Here is an 18,805-nt window from a genome sequence, read left to right as displayed (position 1 = left end):
AGTTAATAATTTTGTATACAAATGTATACAATGATTGCGATTTGATGGATTAGAAAAGGAGTTATAAAATGCGGGCTGCATGGAAGCTTTCAAAATATTTAAAGCCTTATAAGCATTTCGCTATTCTTGCCCCGATTCTTATGGTGCTGGAAGTCGTGATGGATTTGATCCAGCCGACAATTATACAAAAAATCATCGATGAAGGAATCGCGGCGAATGATACCCCGCACATCATTGCGATGTTTGCTGCCATGATGGCATGCGCAATAATCGGATGGCTGGGTGGGGCCGGCTGTTCCTATTTCAGCTCAAAAGCGGCGGTAAATTTTGCGTCCGATGTCCGGGAGGATTTATATGAAACCATTACTTATTTTTCAAACACCAATAAGGATCGGTTTACGTTGGGGAAACTGATTACCAACTTGACCAATGATATTGAAATGCTGCAGCGGGCGTTGAACATGCTGCTGAAAATTTTTGTCCGGGGGCCTTTGATGTTTGTCGGGGCCGTGATTGTGGTGTTCATTACGGCAAGAGAGTTATTTTCAGTGTTGTTTTTCGTCGTTCCTGTATTGATCATCTGTTTATATCTGTTTATTAAACTGTCGATTTCGCTGTTCCGAAAAGTACAGGAAGCTATTGATCAAATCAATATACGGGTGCAGGAAAATTTGGCAGGCATCCGCGTTATTAAGGCCTTTAACTGTATGCGGCACCAAGTGGAGCAATTTGCCGGAATCAACCAAGCGTTAACCATGCGGAATATGACCGCCGAACAAGTGATTGCCGCTCTTATGCCGATCACCCAGTTTGTAGTGAATGCAGGAATCGTATTGGCTCTTGCCCTCGGTGGCATAAAGGTGGAAGCGGGTGTGATGGAAGTCGGGGTGATTGTCGCATTTATCAACTATTTAATGATGATTATGAACGGCCTGATGAGTTCCAGCAATGTTCTGATCCAAATTGCCCGGGCGATTCCAAGCGCGGAACGGGTTGTAGTCGTGTTGGAGGAACTGCCTGAGATTACGAATGCGGATCAGCCTGTGAAAAAAGAAATACGGGGAGATGTGAAGTTCGAGAATGTGAGTTTTTCTTATAACAAACATGTGGAACCGGTGTTGAAAAACATCTCCTTTGAAGCAAAAGCGGGAAGCACTGTCGGAATCATCGGCATGACCGGCAGCGGTAAATCCACATTAATGAAACTGCTTGCCCGCTTGATGGATGTGGATGAAGGAACAATTTATATAGACGGCATTCCGATCCGGCAATACGACCTGGAGACCCTCAGAGGCGCCATGGCTTTCGCGCCTCAAAAGGCCGCACTGTTTTCGACAACGATTGAAGAAAACTTGAAATACGGAAAGATGGATGCGACAAAAGAGGAGATCCGGGAAGCGCTGGCCGCTTCGGATGCCTATGAATTTGTAGAAAAATTGGATAAAAAAGAACAACATGTATTAACCCAAGGGGCGACAAATTTATCCGGCGGGCAAAAACAACGGTTGGCGATGAGCCGGGCATTAATACGAAAGCCGAAGATTTTGGTTTTGGATGATACAACATCGGCAGTGGACAGCATTACCGAAAAGATGATTCAAAGCAATATGAAGAAAGCACTCAAGGGAAGCACGAAGTTTATTGTGGCATCTAAAATTTCTTCCATTAAAGATGCAGATTTGATTCTCGTTCTGGAGGACGGCCGGCTTGTTGCACAAGGGACCCATGAAGAATTATTAAAAACAAGTGTCCACTATCAAGAAATTATGGCATCTCAAGCTGAAAAGGGGGGTGTGCTGAATGAATAGATTGCAGGAATCCATTTCCGGCAGAGGAGGAGGTCCGGGCCGTGGCAGAGGTCCGGCTGCCAAAGCAAAAAATCAAAAGGCTGCTCTTAAACGGATTTGGAGTTATTTAAAAAAGCAAAGAATAAGTGTAATCAGCGTCATCCTCCTGGTAATCGTTACATCTGTATTAAATATACTGGGCCCTTTTATGATTGGATTCATTATCGACCATTATATTTTGCCTCTTGACATCAAAGGAACGATCCGGATGGCAGTGTTGCTTGCAGCCGTATTCATTGCATCCTCCCTTTTAACTTGGCTGCAAACGTTTATCATGATCAGAGCCTCGCTCAAAACGATTCAAAATTTGAGGCTCGAACTGTTCGAAAAGCTGCAGTTATTGCCGATTCCATACTTCGATCAAAAGCAGCAGGGCGACTTGATGAGCAGAATGACGAATGATATCGATAATTTGAATTTTGCCCTTTCCCAAAGCGTCATTCAAATTGTATCGTCCATCCTCTCTCTTGTTGGCACCGCCCTTGCCATGCTCTATTTAAATTGGGTTTTGGCGGTTGTCACCCTTTTTGTTGTTCCGCTGATTGTGTGGTCAACAAAACAAATTATCAAACGCAGCAGCGTGAATTACCGGAATCGTCAGCGGGATTTGGGAAACTTGAATGGATATATCGAAGAAACGATTTCCAATTCTGAAATTGTGACATTGTTTGGACGGGAGCAACAAACCATTGAGCGGTTTAAAGAAGCCAACGAAAGGCTGCGCCATTCCGCAATGCAATCGGAAATTGTATCCGGTTTATTAGGTCCGACAAATAACTTGATCAACAACCTTGGACAAGGAATCATTATAGGCGTCGGCGCGGTGATGGCCGTTCATTCCCTTGTGACGGTAGGCGTCATCACATCTTTTTTAACCTACGCAAGACAGTTTTTCCGGCCGATTAACCAACTTTCAAACTTATTAAATACCTTTCAATCGGCCATCGCCGGAGCAGAACGGGTATTTGAGGTATTAGATGAGCGGATTGAAATCATGATTTCCCCTAACTCCCTTCCAAGAAAGCCGTTGGAAGGAAATGTTGAATTTCGGAATGTATGTTTTGAGTATGTAAAAAATCAGCCGGTATTAAAAAATATTTCTTTTAAAGCGCGTGCGGGAGAAGTTGTGGCTCTGGTGGGCCCGACCGGTTCGGGCAAGACAACGATTGTACAGTTATTAAGCCGTTTTTATGACGCGACAAGCGGCGAAATTTTGATTGATGGAAAAAATATCCAGTATTACTCTCTGGAACACCTGCGGGATTCCATCGGTGTCGTGCTGCAGGACACATATTTATTTTCAGGAACCGTCAGAGAAAACATTCGATTCGGAAAACTTGATGCGACCGATGAGGAAGTGGAAAAAGCGGCGAAAATTGCTTATGCCCATTCCTTTATCAAGTATTTGCCGAATCAGTATGAAACGATGATAGAATCGGGAGGAAAAAATTTGAGCCAAGGTCAGCGGCAACTGATTGCCATTGCCCGTGCCATATTAAAAGATCCGGATATTTTAATTTTGGATGAAGCGACTTCAAACGTAGATACCATGACGGAAGTGCATATTCAAAAAGGGTTAAATAATCTCATGAAGGGCCGGACAAGTTTTGTTATTGCCCATCGGTTAAAAACCATTGAAAATGCGGATCAAATATTAGTCATTAAAGAAGGAAAAATTGTGGAACAAGGAAACCACGATTCGCTAATGGCACTCGATGGATTTTACGCCAAGTTGCAGAAAGAATATTATCAAGGCGCAGAGATTTAGAAAGGGACTGTCCCGATATATTTTGGGGCAGTTTTTTTAAGGTAAAATCCCGGATTCGATTGGAATAAGAGAATTCTTTCAATTAAATCGCCAAACAAGAAGTTTCTCCCCAAGTCGATTCTTAAGTTTTTTTCTCGGAAAGTTATCAACATTCTTTACTCATACAAGCATTCTTTCCTGCGTATAGTAGTGCAAAAGGTTGCAAAAGGCGGTGTAGTAGATTTGAAACGATGGCTTGCACTAATTGTCATTTTGCTCTGTTGTTTATTAGTGGTGATTTATGAGACAAGCGCATCGGATAACAGGTTTTTCCTCCCTGAACCGTTGGCAGGGGTAAAAGTCGTCATCGATGCGGGCCATGGAGGAATTGATGGGGGAGCATCGGCGGAAAATGTGGTGGAAAAAGATATTACACTGGCGATTGCAAAAAAGGTGGAAAGAAATTTAAAACGTTTGGGTGCTGAAGTGGTGATGACAAGAACAACGGATGGCGATGTACTCTCTGAACATGCACCAGGTGAAGAATTTGCCACTTTAAGAGAAAGAAAAAAACAGGACATCTTTTTGCGGGAAGAAATTGTGAAAGAAAATAATCCGGATATTTTCATCACGATTCATGCGAATGCAATTCCCGGAGAAAAGTGGAGGGGCGCGCAAGTTTTTTATCATAAAGAAGGGCATCCGAATAGCGAACTGCTTGCAAAAGCCATCCAATCTTCAATAAAAGAAAAGCTGAAGAATACCGATCGGGAAGCTTTAGCAATCAAACAAATTTACTTGTTGAAAAAAGCGGAAGCACCTGCCGTTCTTGTGGAAACGGGATTTTTAAGCAACCCTGAGGAAAGGGCCTTGCTGACTGATGAAAAATACCAGGAAAAAATGGCGGACGCGATTGTAAAAGGTATTGAAAACTACGTTAATATGGAGATTGAATAAGCAACAGCAATGATAAAATGAAAGCAGTTTAAATATGGCTATTAATGGACAATCAGTGTGTTATACTTATACTATCATTGGAAGCATATTTAGGGGAGTGTTTAATGTGATTAATGAACAACAAGTCCGTGAAATTTTAGGACAGCTGGAAGACCCGTTTTTACATAGAACGCTTAAAGAAACAAACGGAATTGTCAATGTATCAATAAAAGAAGAAAAAAATCATGTCAGTGTAAAAATTGCCATTGCCAAAACGAATACGCCGGAACAATTGCAATTGCAAATGAAAATTGTTGAAAAATTAAAAGAAGCCGGTGCCTCCACTGTCGGAATCCGATTTGAAGAATTGCCGGCAGAAGTGATCGAAAGTTTCCGCGGTACGGCCAGTGAAGCGGAAACTCATGACATTTTATCGCCTTTATCTACGGTCAAAGTCATTGCCATTGCATCAGGGAAAGGCGGAGTCGGAAAATCGACGGTTTCCGTCAACTTGGCGGTCGCTTTAGCCCGTTTAGGGAAAAAAGTCGGCTTGATTGATGCGGATATTTACGGATTTAGCGTTCCTGATATGATGGGAATTGAAGAGATGCCGACTGTCAAAAATGACCGGATTTATCCTGTGGTGCGCAAAGGGGTTAAAGTCATTTCCATGGGATTTTTCGTGGAAAACAATGCACCGATTATTTGGCGCGGGCCAATGCTGGGCAAAGTGTTGGACCAATTCTTCCGCGATGTTGAGTGGGGAGATATCGATTATCTTCTGTTAGACTTGCCTCCAGGAACTGGAGATGTGGCACTTGATGTCCATCAGGCTTTGCCGGCTTCAAAAGAAATTATTGTGACGACTCCGCATCCAACAGCGGCTTTCGTTGCAGCACGTGCTGGAGCGATGGCTGTGCAAACAAATCATGAAGTACTTGGCGTTATTGAAAACATGGCCTGGTATGAGTCAAAATCCGGCGAACGGGAATACGTCTTTGGAAAAGGCGGCGGACAAAAATTGGCGGAAGAATTGCGTACCGATTTATTAGGGCAAATCCCACTGGGACAACCTGATTGGGATGATGACGATTTTGCCCCTTCCATTTATGATGAAAACCATCCAACGGGCAAAATTTATTTAGATATTGCCAAAAAAATAGTTAATAAATTGGAATAAAATTAGGTAAGCGGATGCCTGTCCATCCGCTTACCTTTTTGTATTAATTTCCTCCGCCTTCTTGTCCTTGACTTTGTCCTTGTCCATCGGTGTTTTCTTGCTCTTTTTCTTTGGAACCGCTAGCCTGGCCGCTTTGTTTAATCAGTTCTTGCCATTTTGTTTGCAGCAATGGATTGTCGATTGTTTCCATCACAATTTTTTCGATTTCTTTCCTAAAATCTGCACTTTTTAGGACAGATCCCAATTCTTTTTTCATTTCCGGTTGTCCAAAAAAGGCAATCAAGTCTTCCTGATAAGAGGCGTCTTTTATTAATTGTTTCATGATTTCCGTTTGCTGTTCTTTCATGCTTTTGGCCATCGATTCTTTAAATTTTGGATCTTCAAAGGTTTTTTTCCAAAAGTCTTGGGCCTGTTCGGACAATAATGAATTAGTGATGGATGACTCCACTTCATCATGTTCCAGAACAATCAGCTCCCGGAAACTAGGATCTTCCAACAGCTGTCGAATCGCCTTTTTTCCTTCTTCTGTCTGAATCGCGTCCACGACAATTTTTTTCACTTCTTCATAGGAAGGTTGGGAATTCGGTGAATCGGAACAACTTGCCAACAAGACCAATAGTAAGAACAAGGTTACCAAACGATTGAACAGGGGATTTTTCACCTTTCTCAGTCCTTTCTGCATAAAGGCTCTATTTTTCATTATTGTTCACAAATCTCTTCTTAAATATGTACATGTTTAGAACTTGGATAGCTTTTTTAAAAAACGATTGATAAAATAATGATTAAATTGAAAAAATAAGGGGAGCATGAACGTGACAATACGAAATTGGTTTAAATTCTTCTTGATGTGCATGCTTATTGGCGGAGTTGTTACTGGTCTGGCAGGTATTATTATTCGCTGGAATTTTTTTTATGAATACTTGTCCGCAGGGGAAATAGGAGAGTTTTTGGCCGCTTTTGTTTGGATGATTTTTTTGGGCTTTACGATGAGCGTCATCGCCCAGGCCGGATTCTTTGCTTATTTGACAATTCATCAAATCGGGTTAGGAGTTTTTAGAACGCTGACATTATGGAATTGGGTGCAAGTTTTATTAATGATCGTTGTTGTGGGAGATTTAATTTTTTTCCGCTTCGCACCTGCCGCTGAAAACGTTAAAGATTGGTTATTATATGGGGGATTGTTAATTGTTTTGATTTTTTCGGCAATTGCGACTGCGATGAAAAAAGTCCAATTAACAGGCAAAAAGCATATTTTCATCTCCTCAATGTTCTTTATGATCGTCATTACTTGCCTGGAATGGGTTATTCCGCTTATGGGGCGCAAAGGGAATATCGATACATATGTCGCTTTGCTATTGTTTCCGTTAGTGGCCGTCAACGCTTATCAGCTGTTAGCATTGCCAAAATACAATAAAAAATCTGAAGAAGACCGAAAAAAATTGGAGGAACGCAAAAAGGCGAGAAAACAAAAAATGGAAACCCATAATCCTGATGCTGCACAATGAATGGATGTAAAAAGCTGTCCCGAAAGTGGTAACTTTCCGGACAGCTTTTTTTGGGGACTTTAGGAATCATACAGGATATTATTTTGTGGAATATTGCGTCATGGCATTTTTGTCGACTTAAACGTATATCCGAATATATTCTCTTCTAAAGAAATAAACTTATGGGATTGCATGAATCTTGGAAGGTTTTTGAAATTGGGTTTTGAATGTTCGTGTATTTGCAAGCTGATGATAGCTCCTTTGATTTCATTGTATTTTTTTCCTTCTTTATAAATGTGAGTCGGAGATATTAAATTGATTTCTTCATTGAAAGCTGCCTGTTTAATTTCATCGGGGAATTCATAATCTCTTGTCATAAACCAAAGGGGTTTCTTATTAAAATGTTTTTCATAAATCTCCACTTCTTTTTTGAATGCATTTACGCTATATTCCTCTTTGCCCACTCCGCCCAATAAACCAGTGGGAATATTCTTTTTACGAATCAATTCCACTAATTTCGGGGAACGTTCAATCCAATTTGCATCCAGCATTAAAATTGGGTAAGGTGCATTTAAGGATTCCAGCCATTGCGGCAATTCGTCATGGGTAAATGAAATTTCCACTATTAAAGATTGACCGTAATTCCCTTTCGATATGACCAGGGGTTGATCTGTCATTCGAAAAACGGATATGATTGAATTTTTCTGTGGATAAATTAACAACAAAATTACCACTATAATGAATAGTGGAATGATTATTTTACGCAACATCAGTTTGTCCCCTTTTTGAGTTTTTGATGAATCAAACCGTTTCTAAAAAAACTTATGAAAAAGTGTTGACTTTCATGAATAAAAAATGATAGGATATAAAAGTCGTCGAAAGATGGAAAAAATCGTCGAGCATGAAATGAACCTTGAAAACTGAACACCAAAGCGTTGATGCCAGAAACAATTCCGGTTTGCCGGCCCCGTCGGCGGACCGGATTCGGACAAACAATTTGAGCGAAATCAAATTCTTTTTGGAGAGTTTGATCCTGGCTCAGGACGAACGCTGGCGGCGTGCCTAATACATGCAAGTCGAGCGGACCTCATAGGAAGCTTGCTTTTTATGAGGTTAGCGGCGGACGGGTGAGTAACACGTGGGTAACCTGCCCTATAGACCGGGATAACTCGCGGAAACGCGTGCTAATACCGGATAACACAGCGGAGCGCATGCTCCGGTGTTGAAAGGTGGTTCTGCTACCGCTATAGGATGGGCCCGCGGCGCATTAGCTAGTTGGTGGGGTAACGGCCTACCAAGGCGACGATGCGTAGCCGACCTGAGAGGGTGATCGGCCACACTGGGACTGAGACACGGCCCAGACTCCTACGGGAGGCAGCAGTAGGGAATCTTCCACAATGGGCGAAAGCCTGATGGAGCAACGCCGCGTGAGCGAAGAAGGTCTTCGGATCGTAAAGCTCTGTTGTAAGGGAAGAACAAGTGCGGTAGTAACTGACCGCACCCTGACGGTACCTTACGAGAAAGCCACGGCTAACTACGTGCCAGCAGCCGCGGTAATACGTAGGTGGCGAGCGTTGTCCGGAATTATTGGGCGTAAAGCGCGCGCAGGCGGTCTCTTAAGTCTGATGTGAAAGCCCCCGGCTCAACCGGGGAGGGTCATTGGAAACTGGGAGACTTGAGTGCAGGAGAGGGAAGCGGAATTCCATGTGTAGCGGTGAAATGCGTAGAGATATGGAGGAACACCAGTGGCGAAGGCGGCTTCCTGGCCTGTAACTGACGCTGAGGCGCGAAAGCGTGGGGAGCAAACAGGATTAGATACCCTGGTAGTCCACGCCGTAAACGATGAGTGCTAGGTGTTAGGGGGCTTGCCCCTTAGTGCTGCAGCTAACGCATTAAGCACTCCGCCTGGGGAGTACGGTCGCAAGACTGAAACTCAAAGGAATTGACGGGGGCCCGCACAAGCGGTGGAGCATGTGGTTTAATTCGAAGCAACGCGAAGAACCTTACCAGGTCTTGACATCCCGCTGACCGCCATGGAGACATGGCCTTCCCTTCGGGGACAGCGGTGACAGGTGGTGCATGGTTGTCGTCAGCTCGTGTCGTGAGATGTTGGGTTAAGTCCCGCAACGAGCGCAACCCTTGTCCTTAGTTGCCATCATTCGGTTGGGCACTCTAAGGAGACTGCCGTACAAATACGGAGGAAGGTGGGGATGACGTCAAATCATCATGCCCCTTATGACCTGGGCTACACACGTGCTACAATGGGCGGTACAAAGGGCTGCGAACCCGCGAGGGGGAGCGAATCCCAAAAAGCCGCTCTCAGTTCGGATTGCAGGCTGCAACTCGCCTGCATGAAGCCGGAATCGCTAGTAATCGCGGATCAGCATGCCGCGGTGAATACGTTCCCGGGCCTTGTACACACCGCCCGTCACACCACGAGAGTCTGTAACACCCGAAGTCGGTGAGGTAACCCTTCCGGGAGCCAGCCGCCGAAGGTGGGACAGATGATTGGGGTGAAGTCGTAACAAGGTAGCCGTATCGGAAGGTGCGGCTGGATCACCTCCTTTCTAAGGATGATAACTGATGAAGGCATTGACGTTTTGGGTTCAGTTTTGAAGGTTCATACACCTTCAAACTTGTTCCTTGAAAACTGGATAAACGGCATTGAAAGTGAAGCTCTTGCGAGCAATCGCAAGCAAAACGGTTAAGTTGGTAAGGGCGCACGGTGGATGCCTTGGCACTAGGAGCCGATGAAGGACGGGACTAACACCGATATGCTTCGGGGAGCTGTAAGTAAGCTGTGATCCGGAGATTTCCGAATGGGGCAACCCACTGTTCGTAATGGAACAGTATCTTAACGCGAATTCATAGCGTTAAGAGGGCACACCCAGGGAACTGAAACATCTCAGTACCTGGAGGAGAAGAAAGAAACCTCGATTCCCTTAGTAGCGGCGAGCGAAACGGGAAGAGCCCAAACCAAGAGGCTTGCCTCTTGGGGTTGTAGGACACTCTATACGGAGTTACAAAAGGATGGGTTAGACGAACCGTTCTGGAAAGGACGGCCGTAGAAGGTAACAGCCCTGTAGTCGAAAATCCATCCTCTCCAGAGTGGATCCTGAGTACGGCGGAACACGTGGAATTCCGTCGGAATCCGGGAGGACCATCTCCCAAGGCTAAATACTCCCTAGTGACCGATAGCGAACCAGTACCGTGAGGGAAAGGTGAAAAGAACCCCGGGAGGGGAGTGAAAGAGAACCTGAAACCGTGTGCCTACAAGTAGTCAGAGCCCGTTAACGGGTGATGGCGTGCCTTTTGTAGAATGAACCGGCGAGTTACGATCACGTGCAAGGTTAAGCCGAAGAGGCGGAGCCGCAGCGAAAGCGAGTCTGAACAGGGCGACGGAGTACGTGGTCGTAGACCCGAAACCAGGTGATCTACCCATGTCCAGGGTGAAGGTGAGGTAGCACTCACTGGAGGCCCGAACCCACGCACGTTGAAAAGTGCGGGGATGAGGTGTGGGTAGCGGAGAAATTCCAATCGAACTTGGAGATAGCTGGTTCTCTCCGAAATAGCTTTAGGGCTAGCCTCGTGTAAAGAATACTGGAGGTAGAGCACTGTTTGGACTAGGGGCCCACCTCGGGTTACCGAATTCAGACAAACTCCGAATGCCAGCTATTTATACACGGGAGTCAGACTACGAGTGATAAGATCCGTGGTCGAGAGGGAAACAGCCCAGACCACCAGCTAAGGTCCCAAAGTAGCCGTTAAGTGGAAAAGGATGTGGCGTTGCTTAGACAACCAGGATGTTGGCTTAGAAGCAGCCATCATTTAAAGAGTGCGTAATAGCTCACTGGTCGAGTGACGCTGCGCCGAAAATGTATCGGGGCTAAACGGTTCACCGAAGCTGTGGATCCGTGCTTCGCACGGGTGGTAGGAGAGCGTTCTAAGCGCGCAGAAGTCAGACCGGAAGGACTGGTGGAGCGCTTAGAAGTGAGAATGCCGGTATGAGTAGCGAAAGATGGGTGAGAATCCCATCCGCCGAATGACTAAGGTTTCCTGAGGAAGGCTCGTCCGCTCAGGGTTAGTCGGGACCTAAGTCGAGGCCGAAAGGCGTAGACGATGGGCAACAGGTTGATATTCCTGTACCACCTCCCCGCCGTTTGAGCGATGGGGGGACGCAGGAGGATAGGGAAAGCACGCCGTTGGTCGAGCGTGTCCAAGCAGCAAGGCGGGGAAGTAGGCAAATCCGCTTCCCGCAACGCTGAGCTGTGATGGGGAGCGCATTGCGCGCGAAGTTCCCGATTTCACACTGCCAAGAAAAGCCTCTAGCGAGGCGGGAGGTGCCCGTACCGCAAACCGACACAGGTAGTCGAGGAGAGAATCCTAAGGCGAGCGAGAGAACTCTCGTTAAGGAACTCGGCAAAATGACCCCGTAACTTCGGGAGAAGGGGTGCTCATTGGGGTGCAAGCCCCGATGAGCCGCAGAGAATAGGCCCAGGCGACTGTTTATCAAAAACACAGGTCTCTGCTAAACCGCAAGGTGATGTATAGGGGCTGACGCCTGCCCGGTGCTGGAAGGTTAAGAGGAGGAGTTAGCGCAAGCGAAGCTCCGAATTGAAGCCCCAGTAAACGGCGGCCGTAACTATAACGGTCCTAAGGTAGCGAAATTCCTTGTCGGGTAAGTTCCGACCCGCACGAAAGGCGTAACGATCTGGGCGCTGTCTCAACGAGAGACTCGGTGAAATTATAGTACCTGTGAAGATGCAGGTTACCCGCGACAGGACGGAAAGACCCCGTGGAGCTTTACTGTAGCCTGATATTGAATTCCGGTACAGCTTGTACAGGATAGGTAGGAGCCGTAGAAGGGGGAGCGCCAGCTTCCCTGGAGGCGCCCTTGGGATACTACCCTGGCTGTACTGGGATTCTAACCCGCAAGCCTGATCGGCTTGGGAGACAGTGTCAGGTGGACAGTTTGACTGGGGCGGTCGCCTCCCAAAGAGTAACGGAGGCGCCCAAAGGTTCCCTCAGAATGGTTGGAAATCATTCGCAGAGTGTAAAGGCATAAGGGAGCTTGACTGCGAGACCTACAAGTCGAGCAGGGTCGAAAGACGGGCTTAGTGATCCGGTGGTTCCGCATGGAAGGGCCATCGCTCAACGGATAAAAGCTACCCCGGGGATAACAGGCTTATCTCCCCCAAGAGTCCACATCGACGGGGAGGTTTGGCACCTCGATGTCGGCTCATCGCATCCTGGGGCTGTAGTCGGTCCCAAGGGTTGGGCTGTTCGCCCATTAAAGCGGTACGCGAGCTGGGTTCAGAACGTCGTGAGACAGTTCGGTCCCTATCCGTCGTGGGCGCAGGAAATTTGAGAGGAGCTGTCCTTAGTACGAGAGGACCGGGATGGACACACCGCTGGTGTACCAGTTGTCTTGCCAAAGGCACAGCTGGGTAGCTATGTGTGGACGGGATAAGTGCTGAAAGCATCTAAGCATGAAGCCCCCCTCAAGATGAGATTTCCCATTGCGTAAGCAAGTAAGATCCCTCAAAGACGATGAGGTAGATAGGTCCGGGGTGGAAGCACGGTGACGTGTGGAGCTGACGGATACTAATCGATCGAGGACTTAACCAAGAAAACACTTTCGATGCCGTTATCCAGTTTTGAGGGAACAACCTTTCTCATACATACAATGTGAGTCCAGTGACGATGGCGAAGAGGTCACACCCGTTCCCATACCGAACACGGAAGTTAAGCTCTTCAGCGCCGATGGTAGTTGGGGGCTTCCCCCTGCGAGAGTAGGACGTTGCTGGGCTCAAAAAGTCATTACTGACGGAAGGTCGGTAGTGGCTTTTTTTATATATAATTTTAGGGGTAATCCAAACCCAATCCTGTTCAAACTAAAAACCGAAAGTGGATTGAGAGAATATGAATCCCGATAGAGCCTGAAGAATTTCTAAACGTAAAATGGCAGTTAAGATGCCATAGGTAAAAATGATGTAATATCTACTCTTCTTATATCTTTTAAGATTTTGTACCAGCGTACCTTGTGATGAAATATTGAAAACGACAAATATTTTCGGTTTTTCCACTTGTAAAAAACGAAAATGTGGATATAATTTATGTTGTACACAACCAAACCCAATCCGTTTATGATTGTTCCGAAGTAGCTCAGCGGTAGAGCAATCGGCTGTTAACCGATGGGTCGTAGGTTCGAATCCTACCTTCGGAGCCATATTTTTTTGTCTTTTTTTTCAAAAGCTTATTAATAGAAGTTTATATAAAAAATATTGGAATCCTATTCTCAAAGCAGTAAACCGATTAATCAAGCAATTTGAGGCAGTCCTATTCTAAAAAAAAATCAACCTTGTTTTAATAGGTAGAAAAATTATAAAAAAATTATATTTTTCTATTGCATAGTTCAATAAATCATGATATTATAATTCCTGTCTGATTGAATAGGATGATGGCCCCTTGGTCAAGTGGTTAAGACACCGCCCTTTCACGGCGGTAACACGGGTTCGAATCCCGTAGGGGTCATTATTTTTTTCTTTTATACCTATACTTTTTTAGGAGGATTAGCTCAGCTGGGAGAGCATCTGCCTTACAAGCAGAGGGTCGGCGGTTCGATCCCGTCATCCTCCACCAGACATTCGGAGGGGTAGCGAAGTGGCTAAACGCGACGGACTGTAAATCCGTTCCCTTTGGGTTCGGCGGTTCGAATCCGCCCCCCTCCACCATGATGATTGGGGTATAGCCAAGCGGTAAGGCAACGGATTTTGATTCCGTCATGCCCAGGTTCGAATCCTGGTACCCCAGCCAATATTATGAAAATCTCGGACATATAACCCTTCAATAAAGTGTCATTATAAATAAATTTCAACTTTGCCAATCCTTTACTCGAATGAGTAAAGGATTTTTTTATTATACTTTATTCGAATCATCTTTTGAAGATTGCGGATGTCGTAAAAGGCGCTTTCCGGTTTGCACATAAAATTTTGCAGAACTTCCTGAATCAGGGTTTAACAAAAGCAAAAAGAAATGTACAAACCAAATTTATTTTACCTGTTTTAAAATTTGCGTTTCCTCTCCAAAACAATTTAAAAAGAATGAAGCTTGATTTGCATATTTATTCAAAATTATGTCAAGTTGAGTCAATCTATAAATCTCTTATAGAATGAATAGTAAAATTGGGAGGTGGATCTCATTGGACCGAAAAAAAATTTCAATTATTGGAGTACCCTCTGATTACGGTCAACAACGCCGAGGGGTCGATATGGGGCCAAGTGCAATGAGATATGCAGGAGCCATTGAGAGATTGGAAAAATTAGGTTATGATGTCATTGATGAAGGCGATATCTCCGTCCACAGGACAAAACGGAACAAACAATATGACGGGAAACTATTAAATTTGGAAGAAGTGCTGGAAGTCAGTGAACGATTGGCAAAAAAAGTCGATGAGGTAATCAAGCAAGACAGATTTCCCGTCATTCTTGGTGGTGACCATAGCATTTCCATCGGTTCCATAGCCGGAATCAGAAAACATTATCAAAATTTAGGGATTATTTGGTTTGATGCACATACAGACATCAATACTCCCGAAACGACCCCTTCCGGAAATATTCATGGAATGCCCCTGGCGGTTAATCTTGGCCTCGGTGATCACCGTCTAATCAGTATTGCGGGGAATGCACCAAAATTAAAGTTTGAAAATATCGTCTTTATCGGTGCACGTTCGATTGATGAAGGAGAAAAAGCGTTGATCAAAGAAAAGAACATTAAAATTTTTACTATGCATGAAATTGACCGGATGGGAATGTCTAAAGTGATTGAGGAAACCGTGGAGTATTTAAAAGCAAGACACGTGGATGGAGTGCATATGTCTATTGACCTGGATGCATTGGATCCCATATTTACTCCGGGCGTAGGAACACCGGTACCTGGAGGCATTACTTACCGTGAAAGCCACTTGGCCATGGAGATGTTGGAAGAAGCTAAAATGATTACATCGTGCGAATTCGTGGAAGTAAATCCGATCCTTGATGAACGCAATAAAACAGCCAACACGGCTGTTGCTTTGATGGGTTCGTTGCTGGGAGAAAAATTGGTGTAGAAAATCACTATTTATTTCTATAGAATTATAAATACTTTATAAGAATGTAAAAAATTTTTTAATTTATTTCAGAAAGATGAAACTTTTTATGGGGTTTATTCGTACATTATCTAAGCCAAAAAGGTGGAGAGGGAACGCATGGATGCGTTAGTCAAGAAAAGGATAAAGCAGGTTCTAAAAGGTGATCAAAATGCTTTTGCAGATATCGTGAGTCTATACCAGCACAAGTTGTACCAAATATGCTACCGGATGCTTGGAAATAAACAAGAAGCTGAAGATATAGCGCAAGAAGCTTTTGTTCGGGCGTACATCAATCTACATACGTTTGATCAAAAAAAGAAGTTTTCGACTTGGCTATATCGAATTGCAACGAACCTATGTATCGACCGGATTCGTAAAAAAAAGCCGGATTATTATCTAGATGCAGAGGTTGAAGGAACTGATGGATTAAACATGTATTCACATATAGCAAATGAGGATCCGCAACCGGAAGATGCAGCTCTTCAAATGGAGTTTCAAGAACGCATCCAGTATGAAATCAGCAGATTGCCTGAGAAATATCGTACGGTGATTGTATTAAAATATATTGAAGAATGTTCGCTCCAGGAAATCAGCGAAATACTAGACTTGCCTTTGGGAACGGTGAAAACCAGAATTCATAGGGGCCGTGAAGCACTGAGAAAGCAGTTAAACAAACTGTAGGAGGGGAATTGCATGAGTACGTGTCCAAAATACATTATTGAGTATATGCACGAGTATTTAGACGGGGACATTAGCCGAGAACACGAGCAAGTGCTTAAACAGCATTTGAAGACATGTACGGCGTGTCAGGAACATATGCATCAACTCAGCGACACGGTTGCATTTATTAAAAGTGCATCACCCGTTACGGCTCCTCCACATTTTGAGGAAGAAGTAATGAAGCGTCTCCCTAAACCAAAAAATCGAATTGGCGTGCAGAAATGGCTTAGAAGACATCCGTTTTTGGTAGCGGCCGCAATGTTTATTCTTTTTATGAGTGCGACGTTGTTCGGAAGCTTCCATGATGATAAATTTTCCGTTACAAAGCAGCCAAACTTAATTGTAGAGGGGCAGACGGTCATTGTTCCTAAAGGCGAAGTGGTAAAAGGAGACATCGTTGTAAAAAACGGGGATATTGTCGTTGAAGGCGAAGTGGATGGCAATGTGATTGTCATAAATGGAGAGTATATGGCATCGACGGCAGTCGTAACAGGTCAAATCCAGGAAATCGATCAAGTATTTGAATGGGTTTGGTATGAAGTGAAACAAATGGCAAAAGATTTTGTGGCATTATTTGAAAATGAAGAAGAGTGATTCATGATTGATCATCCAATCCCGAATTGGATGATATTTTTTTGTATTTTACACGCGCAGGGCCCCATTTTTTTAAAATAAAAGAAACATTAGAAAAATTGTTTCGTTAATACTATAAAAGTTCCATGATTTTGATTATGATATATTTGTTGATAGTAGATAAATCGGAAAGTTTTTTATTTAAAAATGAAAAATGTTTATATACTTTTTTTATAAATCAAGCATACACTATATCATTTCGTATTTTTTGTACTTGATTTGGTGAAATAAGTGGGGGATGCCACATGATGGATATAATCGAACAGTTTACAGATTTTACGCCCGTCAACATCATTTTCAGTCTATTGGATATCATTCTTGTTTGGTATGTCATATATAAAATCTTAACGCTTATTAAAGGCACAAAAGCTGTTCAGTTGTTAAAAGGGCTATTCGTTATTATCGTTGCCAGAATTGCCACTGAAATCTTCGGACTGGATACATTGGGCTGGATGCTACAAGAAGTGATCGATTGGGGATTTCTGGCCATCATTATCATCTTCACTCCGGAAATTCGGAGAGCCCTTGAGCAAATAGGACGCGGGAGACTATTCCAGCGATCCAGCAACCAGTTGGAAGATGAACAAGCCCGCTTAATCGAAGCGATGAAGAAAGCGGTCAGTTACATGGCCAAAAGGCGGATTGGTGCGCTGATTTCCATCGAAAAAGAAACGGGATTGAACGAATATATTGAAACAGGGATCAAACTTGATGCGCATATCAGTTCGGAACTGATTATTAATACATTTATACCGAACACTCCGCTTCACGATGGAGCCATGATTATACAAAAAGACCGCATTGCGGCGGCAGCCTGTTATTTGCCTTTATCCGAAAGCACTTTGATTTCAAAAGAATTGGGGACTAGGCATAGGGCAGCCCTCGGTTTAAGTGAAGTGACGGATGCCATTGTGGTAGTCGTATCGGAAGAAACAGGCGCAATCAGTATTGCGGTAAACGGAAATCTGCATAGAAACCTCTCTTTGGAGAACTTTGAATCGTTGCTGAAAACATTGTGGTTTGGCCCCGAAGAGGAATTAGAAGCATCCTCTAAGTGGACTTGGAGGGGGAAAAAACATGGATAAATTTTTTGATAATATATGGGTGTTAAGAGCTACAGCTTTTATTTTGGCCATCCTACTGTTCTTTTACGTTAAAGCGGAGTTGACGGATAAGAATGAAACGACAACGTCCAATAACCAAGTGGATATCATCACGGATGTACCTTTGGAGGCTTATTATGATTCCGAGAATTTCATTGTGACCGGATTGCCTGAAACCGTGGATGTAACCATTGAAGGACCAATGCAACTTGTGCTGCAAACGAAATTTAAAAAGGATTTTAAAGTGTTCGTTGATTTAAGGAACTTGCTGATTGGCGAGCACAGGGTCACAATTCAACATGAAAATTTTTCTGATAAGTTGAAAGTGACCATTAACCCTGAAGTGGTGGATGTTGTCATTGAGGAAAAAGTTTCGCAAGAGTTCAAAGTAGAACCAGAAATCAACAGCCGGTCACTCGCGGATGGTTATATAATTAGATCCATGTCCGTCGAACCAAGTAAAGTAACCATAACAGGCGCGAAAAGCGTGATTGAAAGCATCAGCAACGTAAAGGCAACGGTTTCGCCGCCGAAGGAAATCAAAGAATCATTTACGCAAGAAGCGAATGTCAGAGTATTGGACGGCAATTTGAATAGATTGGATGTATCGGTTGAGCCTCAAACTGTAAAAGTGACGGTGGAAGTTGAAGAATATAGCAGAAGGGTTCCCTTAACCCTTAAACAAACTGGAGCTCCTCCACAAGGAGTAGTCATTCATCAGCTGGAAACTGATACCAAATCAGTGGTGCTGTATGGCCCTAAATCGATTATTGACTTGCTGAAGTCATTAGTCGTAGAATTTGACGTGTCACAGGTAAACCGTTCAGGCAATTTTGAAGTCAACTTAAAATTGCCGAAAGGAGCAACAAGAATAAATCCGGACAAAATTGTTGTGCGTGCCAATGTTTCAATGACGCCGACGCAATCCACTGAAACGGCTGTTGACGAAACAACCAGCGAAAATCCAAATAACGCTGACGGTGCAAATGATGTGAATGAGGATGAAAACCATAAAATAAATCAATAA

12 protein-coding genes, 5 tRNA genes and 3 rRNA genes are annotated in these 18,805 nt (G+C 44.1%); 18 read left to right on the top strand and 2 right to left on the bottom strand.

The features are described from left to right. The first annotated feature begins 68 nt into the window (after positions 1-68). From NST62_RS13000 to NST62_RS12985, 4 genes are all read left to right on the top strand, one after another. Positions 69-1,808 (top strand): ABC transporter ATP-binding protein, encoded by a 1,740-nt coding sequence (locus NST62_RS13000; RefSeq protein ID WP_141603213.1) that lies wholly within the window; start codon positions 69-71, stop codon positions 1,806-1,808. Beyond that, positions 1,801-3,615, top strand: a complete 1,815-nt coding sequence (locus tag NST62_RS12995; protein ID WP_141603214.1) for an ABC transporter ATP-binding protein — start codon at positions 1,801-1,803, stop codon at positions 3,613-3,615. Before NST62_RS13000 ends, NST62_RS12995 begins: the two co-directional genes overlap by 8 nt. A gap of 222 nt (positions 3,616-3,837) precedes the next feature. Continuing rightward, positions 3,838-4,551: an N-acetylmuramoyl-L-alanine amidase CwlD gene (gene cwlD / locus NST62_RS12990; protein ID WP_141603215.1), complete on the top strand. Its 714-nt coding sequence runs from the start codon at positions 3,838-3,840 to the stop codon at positions 4,549-4,551. Positions 4,552-4,657: 106 nt separating this feature from the next. Next, positions 4,658-5,710, top strand: coding sequence for an Mrp/NBP35 family ATP-binding protein (locus NST62_RS12985; protein WP_141603216.1), 1,053 nt, complete (start codon positions 4,658-4,660; stop codon positions 5,708-5,710). 43 nt (positions 5,711-5,753) lie between these two features. Here the strand turns inward: NST62_RS12985 and gerD are convergent, their stop codons facing one another. After that, complete coding sequence (gene gerD, locus NST62_RS12980) at positions 5,754-6,410, bottom strand: spore germination lipoprotein GerD (protein WP_342462966.1); 657 nt, start codon at positions 6,408-6,410, stop codon at positions 5,754-5,756. A gap of 112 nt (positions 6,411-6,522) precedes the next feature. On the opposite strand from gerD, the gene NST62_RS12975 reads away from it, so the two are divergent. Beyond that, complete coding sequence (locus tag NST62_RS12975; RefSeq protein WP_141603217.1) at positions 6,523-7,215, top strand: KinB-signaling pathway activation protein; 693 nt, start codon at positions 6,523-6,525, stop codon at positions 7,213-7,215. Positions 7,216-7,313: 98 nt separating this feature from the next. On the opposite strand, the gene NST62_RS12970 is transcribed toward NST62_RS12975, so the two are convergent. Further along, positions 7,314-7,964 (bottom strand): hypothetical protein, encoded by a 651-nt coding sequence (locus tag NST62_RS12970; protein WP_141603218.1) that lies wholly within the window; start codon positions 7,962-7,964, stop codon positions 7,314-7,316. 245 nt (positions 7,965-8,209) lie between these two features. On the opposite strand from NST62_RS12970, the gene NST62_RS12965 reads away from it, so the two are divergent. From NST62_RS12965 to NST62_RS12905, 13 genes are all read left to right on the top strand, one after another. Next, a 16S ribosomal RNA gene (locus tag NST62_RS12965) occupies positions 8,210-9,761 on the top strand. Between the two features lie 135 nt (positions 9,762-9,896). Beyond that, positions 9,897-12,822 (top strand): 23S ribosomal RNA (locus NST62_RS12960). 65 nt (positions 12,823-12,887) lie between these two features. Next, a 5S ribosomal RNA gene (gene rrf / locus NST62_RS12955) occupies positions 12,888-13,003 on the top strand. The 16S, 23S and 5S rRNA genes sit together here with 5 tRNA genes alongside, the layout of an rRNA operon. A gap of 345 nt (positions 13,004-13,348) precedes the next feature. Beyond that, a tRNA-Asn gene (locus tag NST62_RS12950) sits at positions 13,349-13,423 on the top strand. A gap of 233 nt (positions 13,424-13,656) precedes the next feature. Then, positions 13,657-13,728, top strand: a tRNA-Glu gene (locus NST62_RS12945). 32 nt (positions 13,729-13,760) lie between these two features. Next, a tRNA-Val gene (locus NST62_RS12940) sits at positions 13,761-13,836 on the top strand. Between the two features lie 7 nt (positions 13,837-13,843). Next, a tRNA-Tyr gene (locus tag NST62_RS12935) sits at positions 13,844-13,928 on the top strand. A 7-nt stretch (positions 13,929-13,935) separates the two neighbouring features. After that, a tRNA-Gln gene (locus tag NST62_RS12930) sits at positions 13,936-14,010 on the top strand. Between the two features lie 355 nt (positions 14,011-14,365). After that, positions 14,366-15,301, top strand: a complete 936-nt coding sequence (rocF, locus tag NST62_RS12925; RefSeq protein WP_141603242.1) for an arginase — start codon at positions 14,366-14,368, stop codon at positions 15,299-15,301. Positions 15,302-15,439: 138 nt separating this feature from the next. Next, a complete protein-coding gene (gene sigW, locus NST62_RS12920) occupies positions 15,440-16,003 on the top strand; it encodes an RNA polymerase sigma factor SigW (protein WP_141603243.1) in 564 nt (187 codons plus the stop codon). 12 nt (positions 16,004-16,015) lie between these two features. Next, complete coding sequence (locus tag NST62_RS12915) at positions 16,016-16,636, top strand: anti-sigma factor (RefSeq protein WP_141603244.1); 621 nt, start codon at positions 16,016-16,018, stop codon at positions 16,634-16,636. Between the two features lie 287 nt (positions 16,637-16,923). After that, the gene (cdaA, locus tag NST62_RS12910) at positions 16,924-17,760 is read left to right on the top strand and encodes a diadenylate cyclase CdaA (protein ID WP_141603257.1); all 837 of its coding nucleotides are present in this window, start codon (positions 16,924-16,926) and stop codon (positions 17,758-17,760) included. Beyond that, positions 17,753-18,805: a CdaR family protein gene (locus NST62_RS12905; protein ID WP_342462965.1), complete on the top strand. Its 1,053-nt coding sequence runs from the start codon at positions 17,753-17,755 to the stop codon at positions 18,803-18,805. The genes cdaA and NST62_RS12905 overlap by 8 nt, the downstream gene beginning before the upstream one ends.

The organism is Ureibacillus sp. FSL K6-8385, from assembly GCF_038593155.1.
Lineage (GTDB): Bacteria > Bacillota > Bacilli > Bacillales_A > Planococcaceae > Ureibacillus > Ureibacillus terrenus.
This window is presented reverse-complemented; position numbering and strand designations above follow the sequence as displayed.

Bases quoted from the DNA above. Each gene is read 5' to 3' on its own strand.
- NST62_RS13000 (WP_141603213.1), top strand. From the start codon at position 69: ATGCGGGCTGCATGGAAGCTTTCAAAATATTTAAAGCCTTATAAGCAT.
- NST62_RS12915 (WP_141603244.1), top strand. From the start codon at position 16,016: ATGAGTACGTGTCCAAAATACATTATTGAGTATATGCACGAGTATTTA.
- NST62_RS12995 (WP_141603214.1), top strand. From the start codon at position 1,801: ATGAATAGATTGCAGGAATCCATTTCCGGCAGAGGAGGAGGTCCGGGC.
- cdaA (WP_141603257.1), top strand. From the start codon at position 16,924: ATGGATATAATCGAACAGTTTACAGATTTTACGCCCGTCAACATCATT.
- sigW (WP_141603243.1), top strand. From the start codon at position 15,440: ATGGATGCGTTAGTCAAGAAAAGGATAAAGCAGGTTCTAAAAGGTGAT.
- NST62_RS12905 (WP_342462965.1), top strand. From the start codon at position 17,753: ATGGATAAATTTTTTGATAATATATGGGTGTTAAGAGCTACAGCTTTT.
- NST62_RS12970 (WP_141603218.1), bottom strand. From the start codon at position 7,964: ATGTTGCGTAAAATAATCATTCCACTATTCATTATAGTGGTAATTTTG.
- rocF (WP_141603242.1), top strand. From the start codon at position 14,366: ATGAATAGTAAAATTGGGAGGTGGATCTCATTGGACCGAAAAAAAATT.
- gerD (WP_342462966.1), bottom strand. From the start codon at position 6,410: ATGAAAAATAGAGCCTTTATGCAGAAAGGACTGAGAAAGGTGAAAAAT.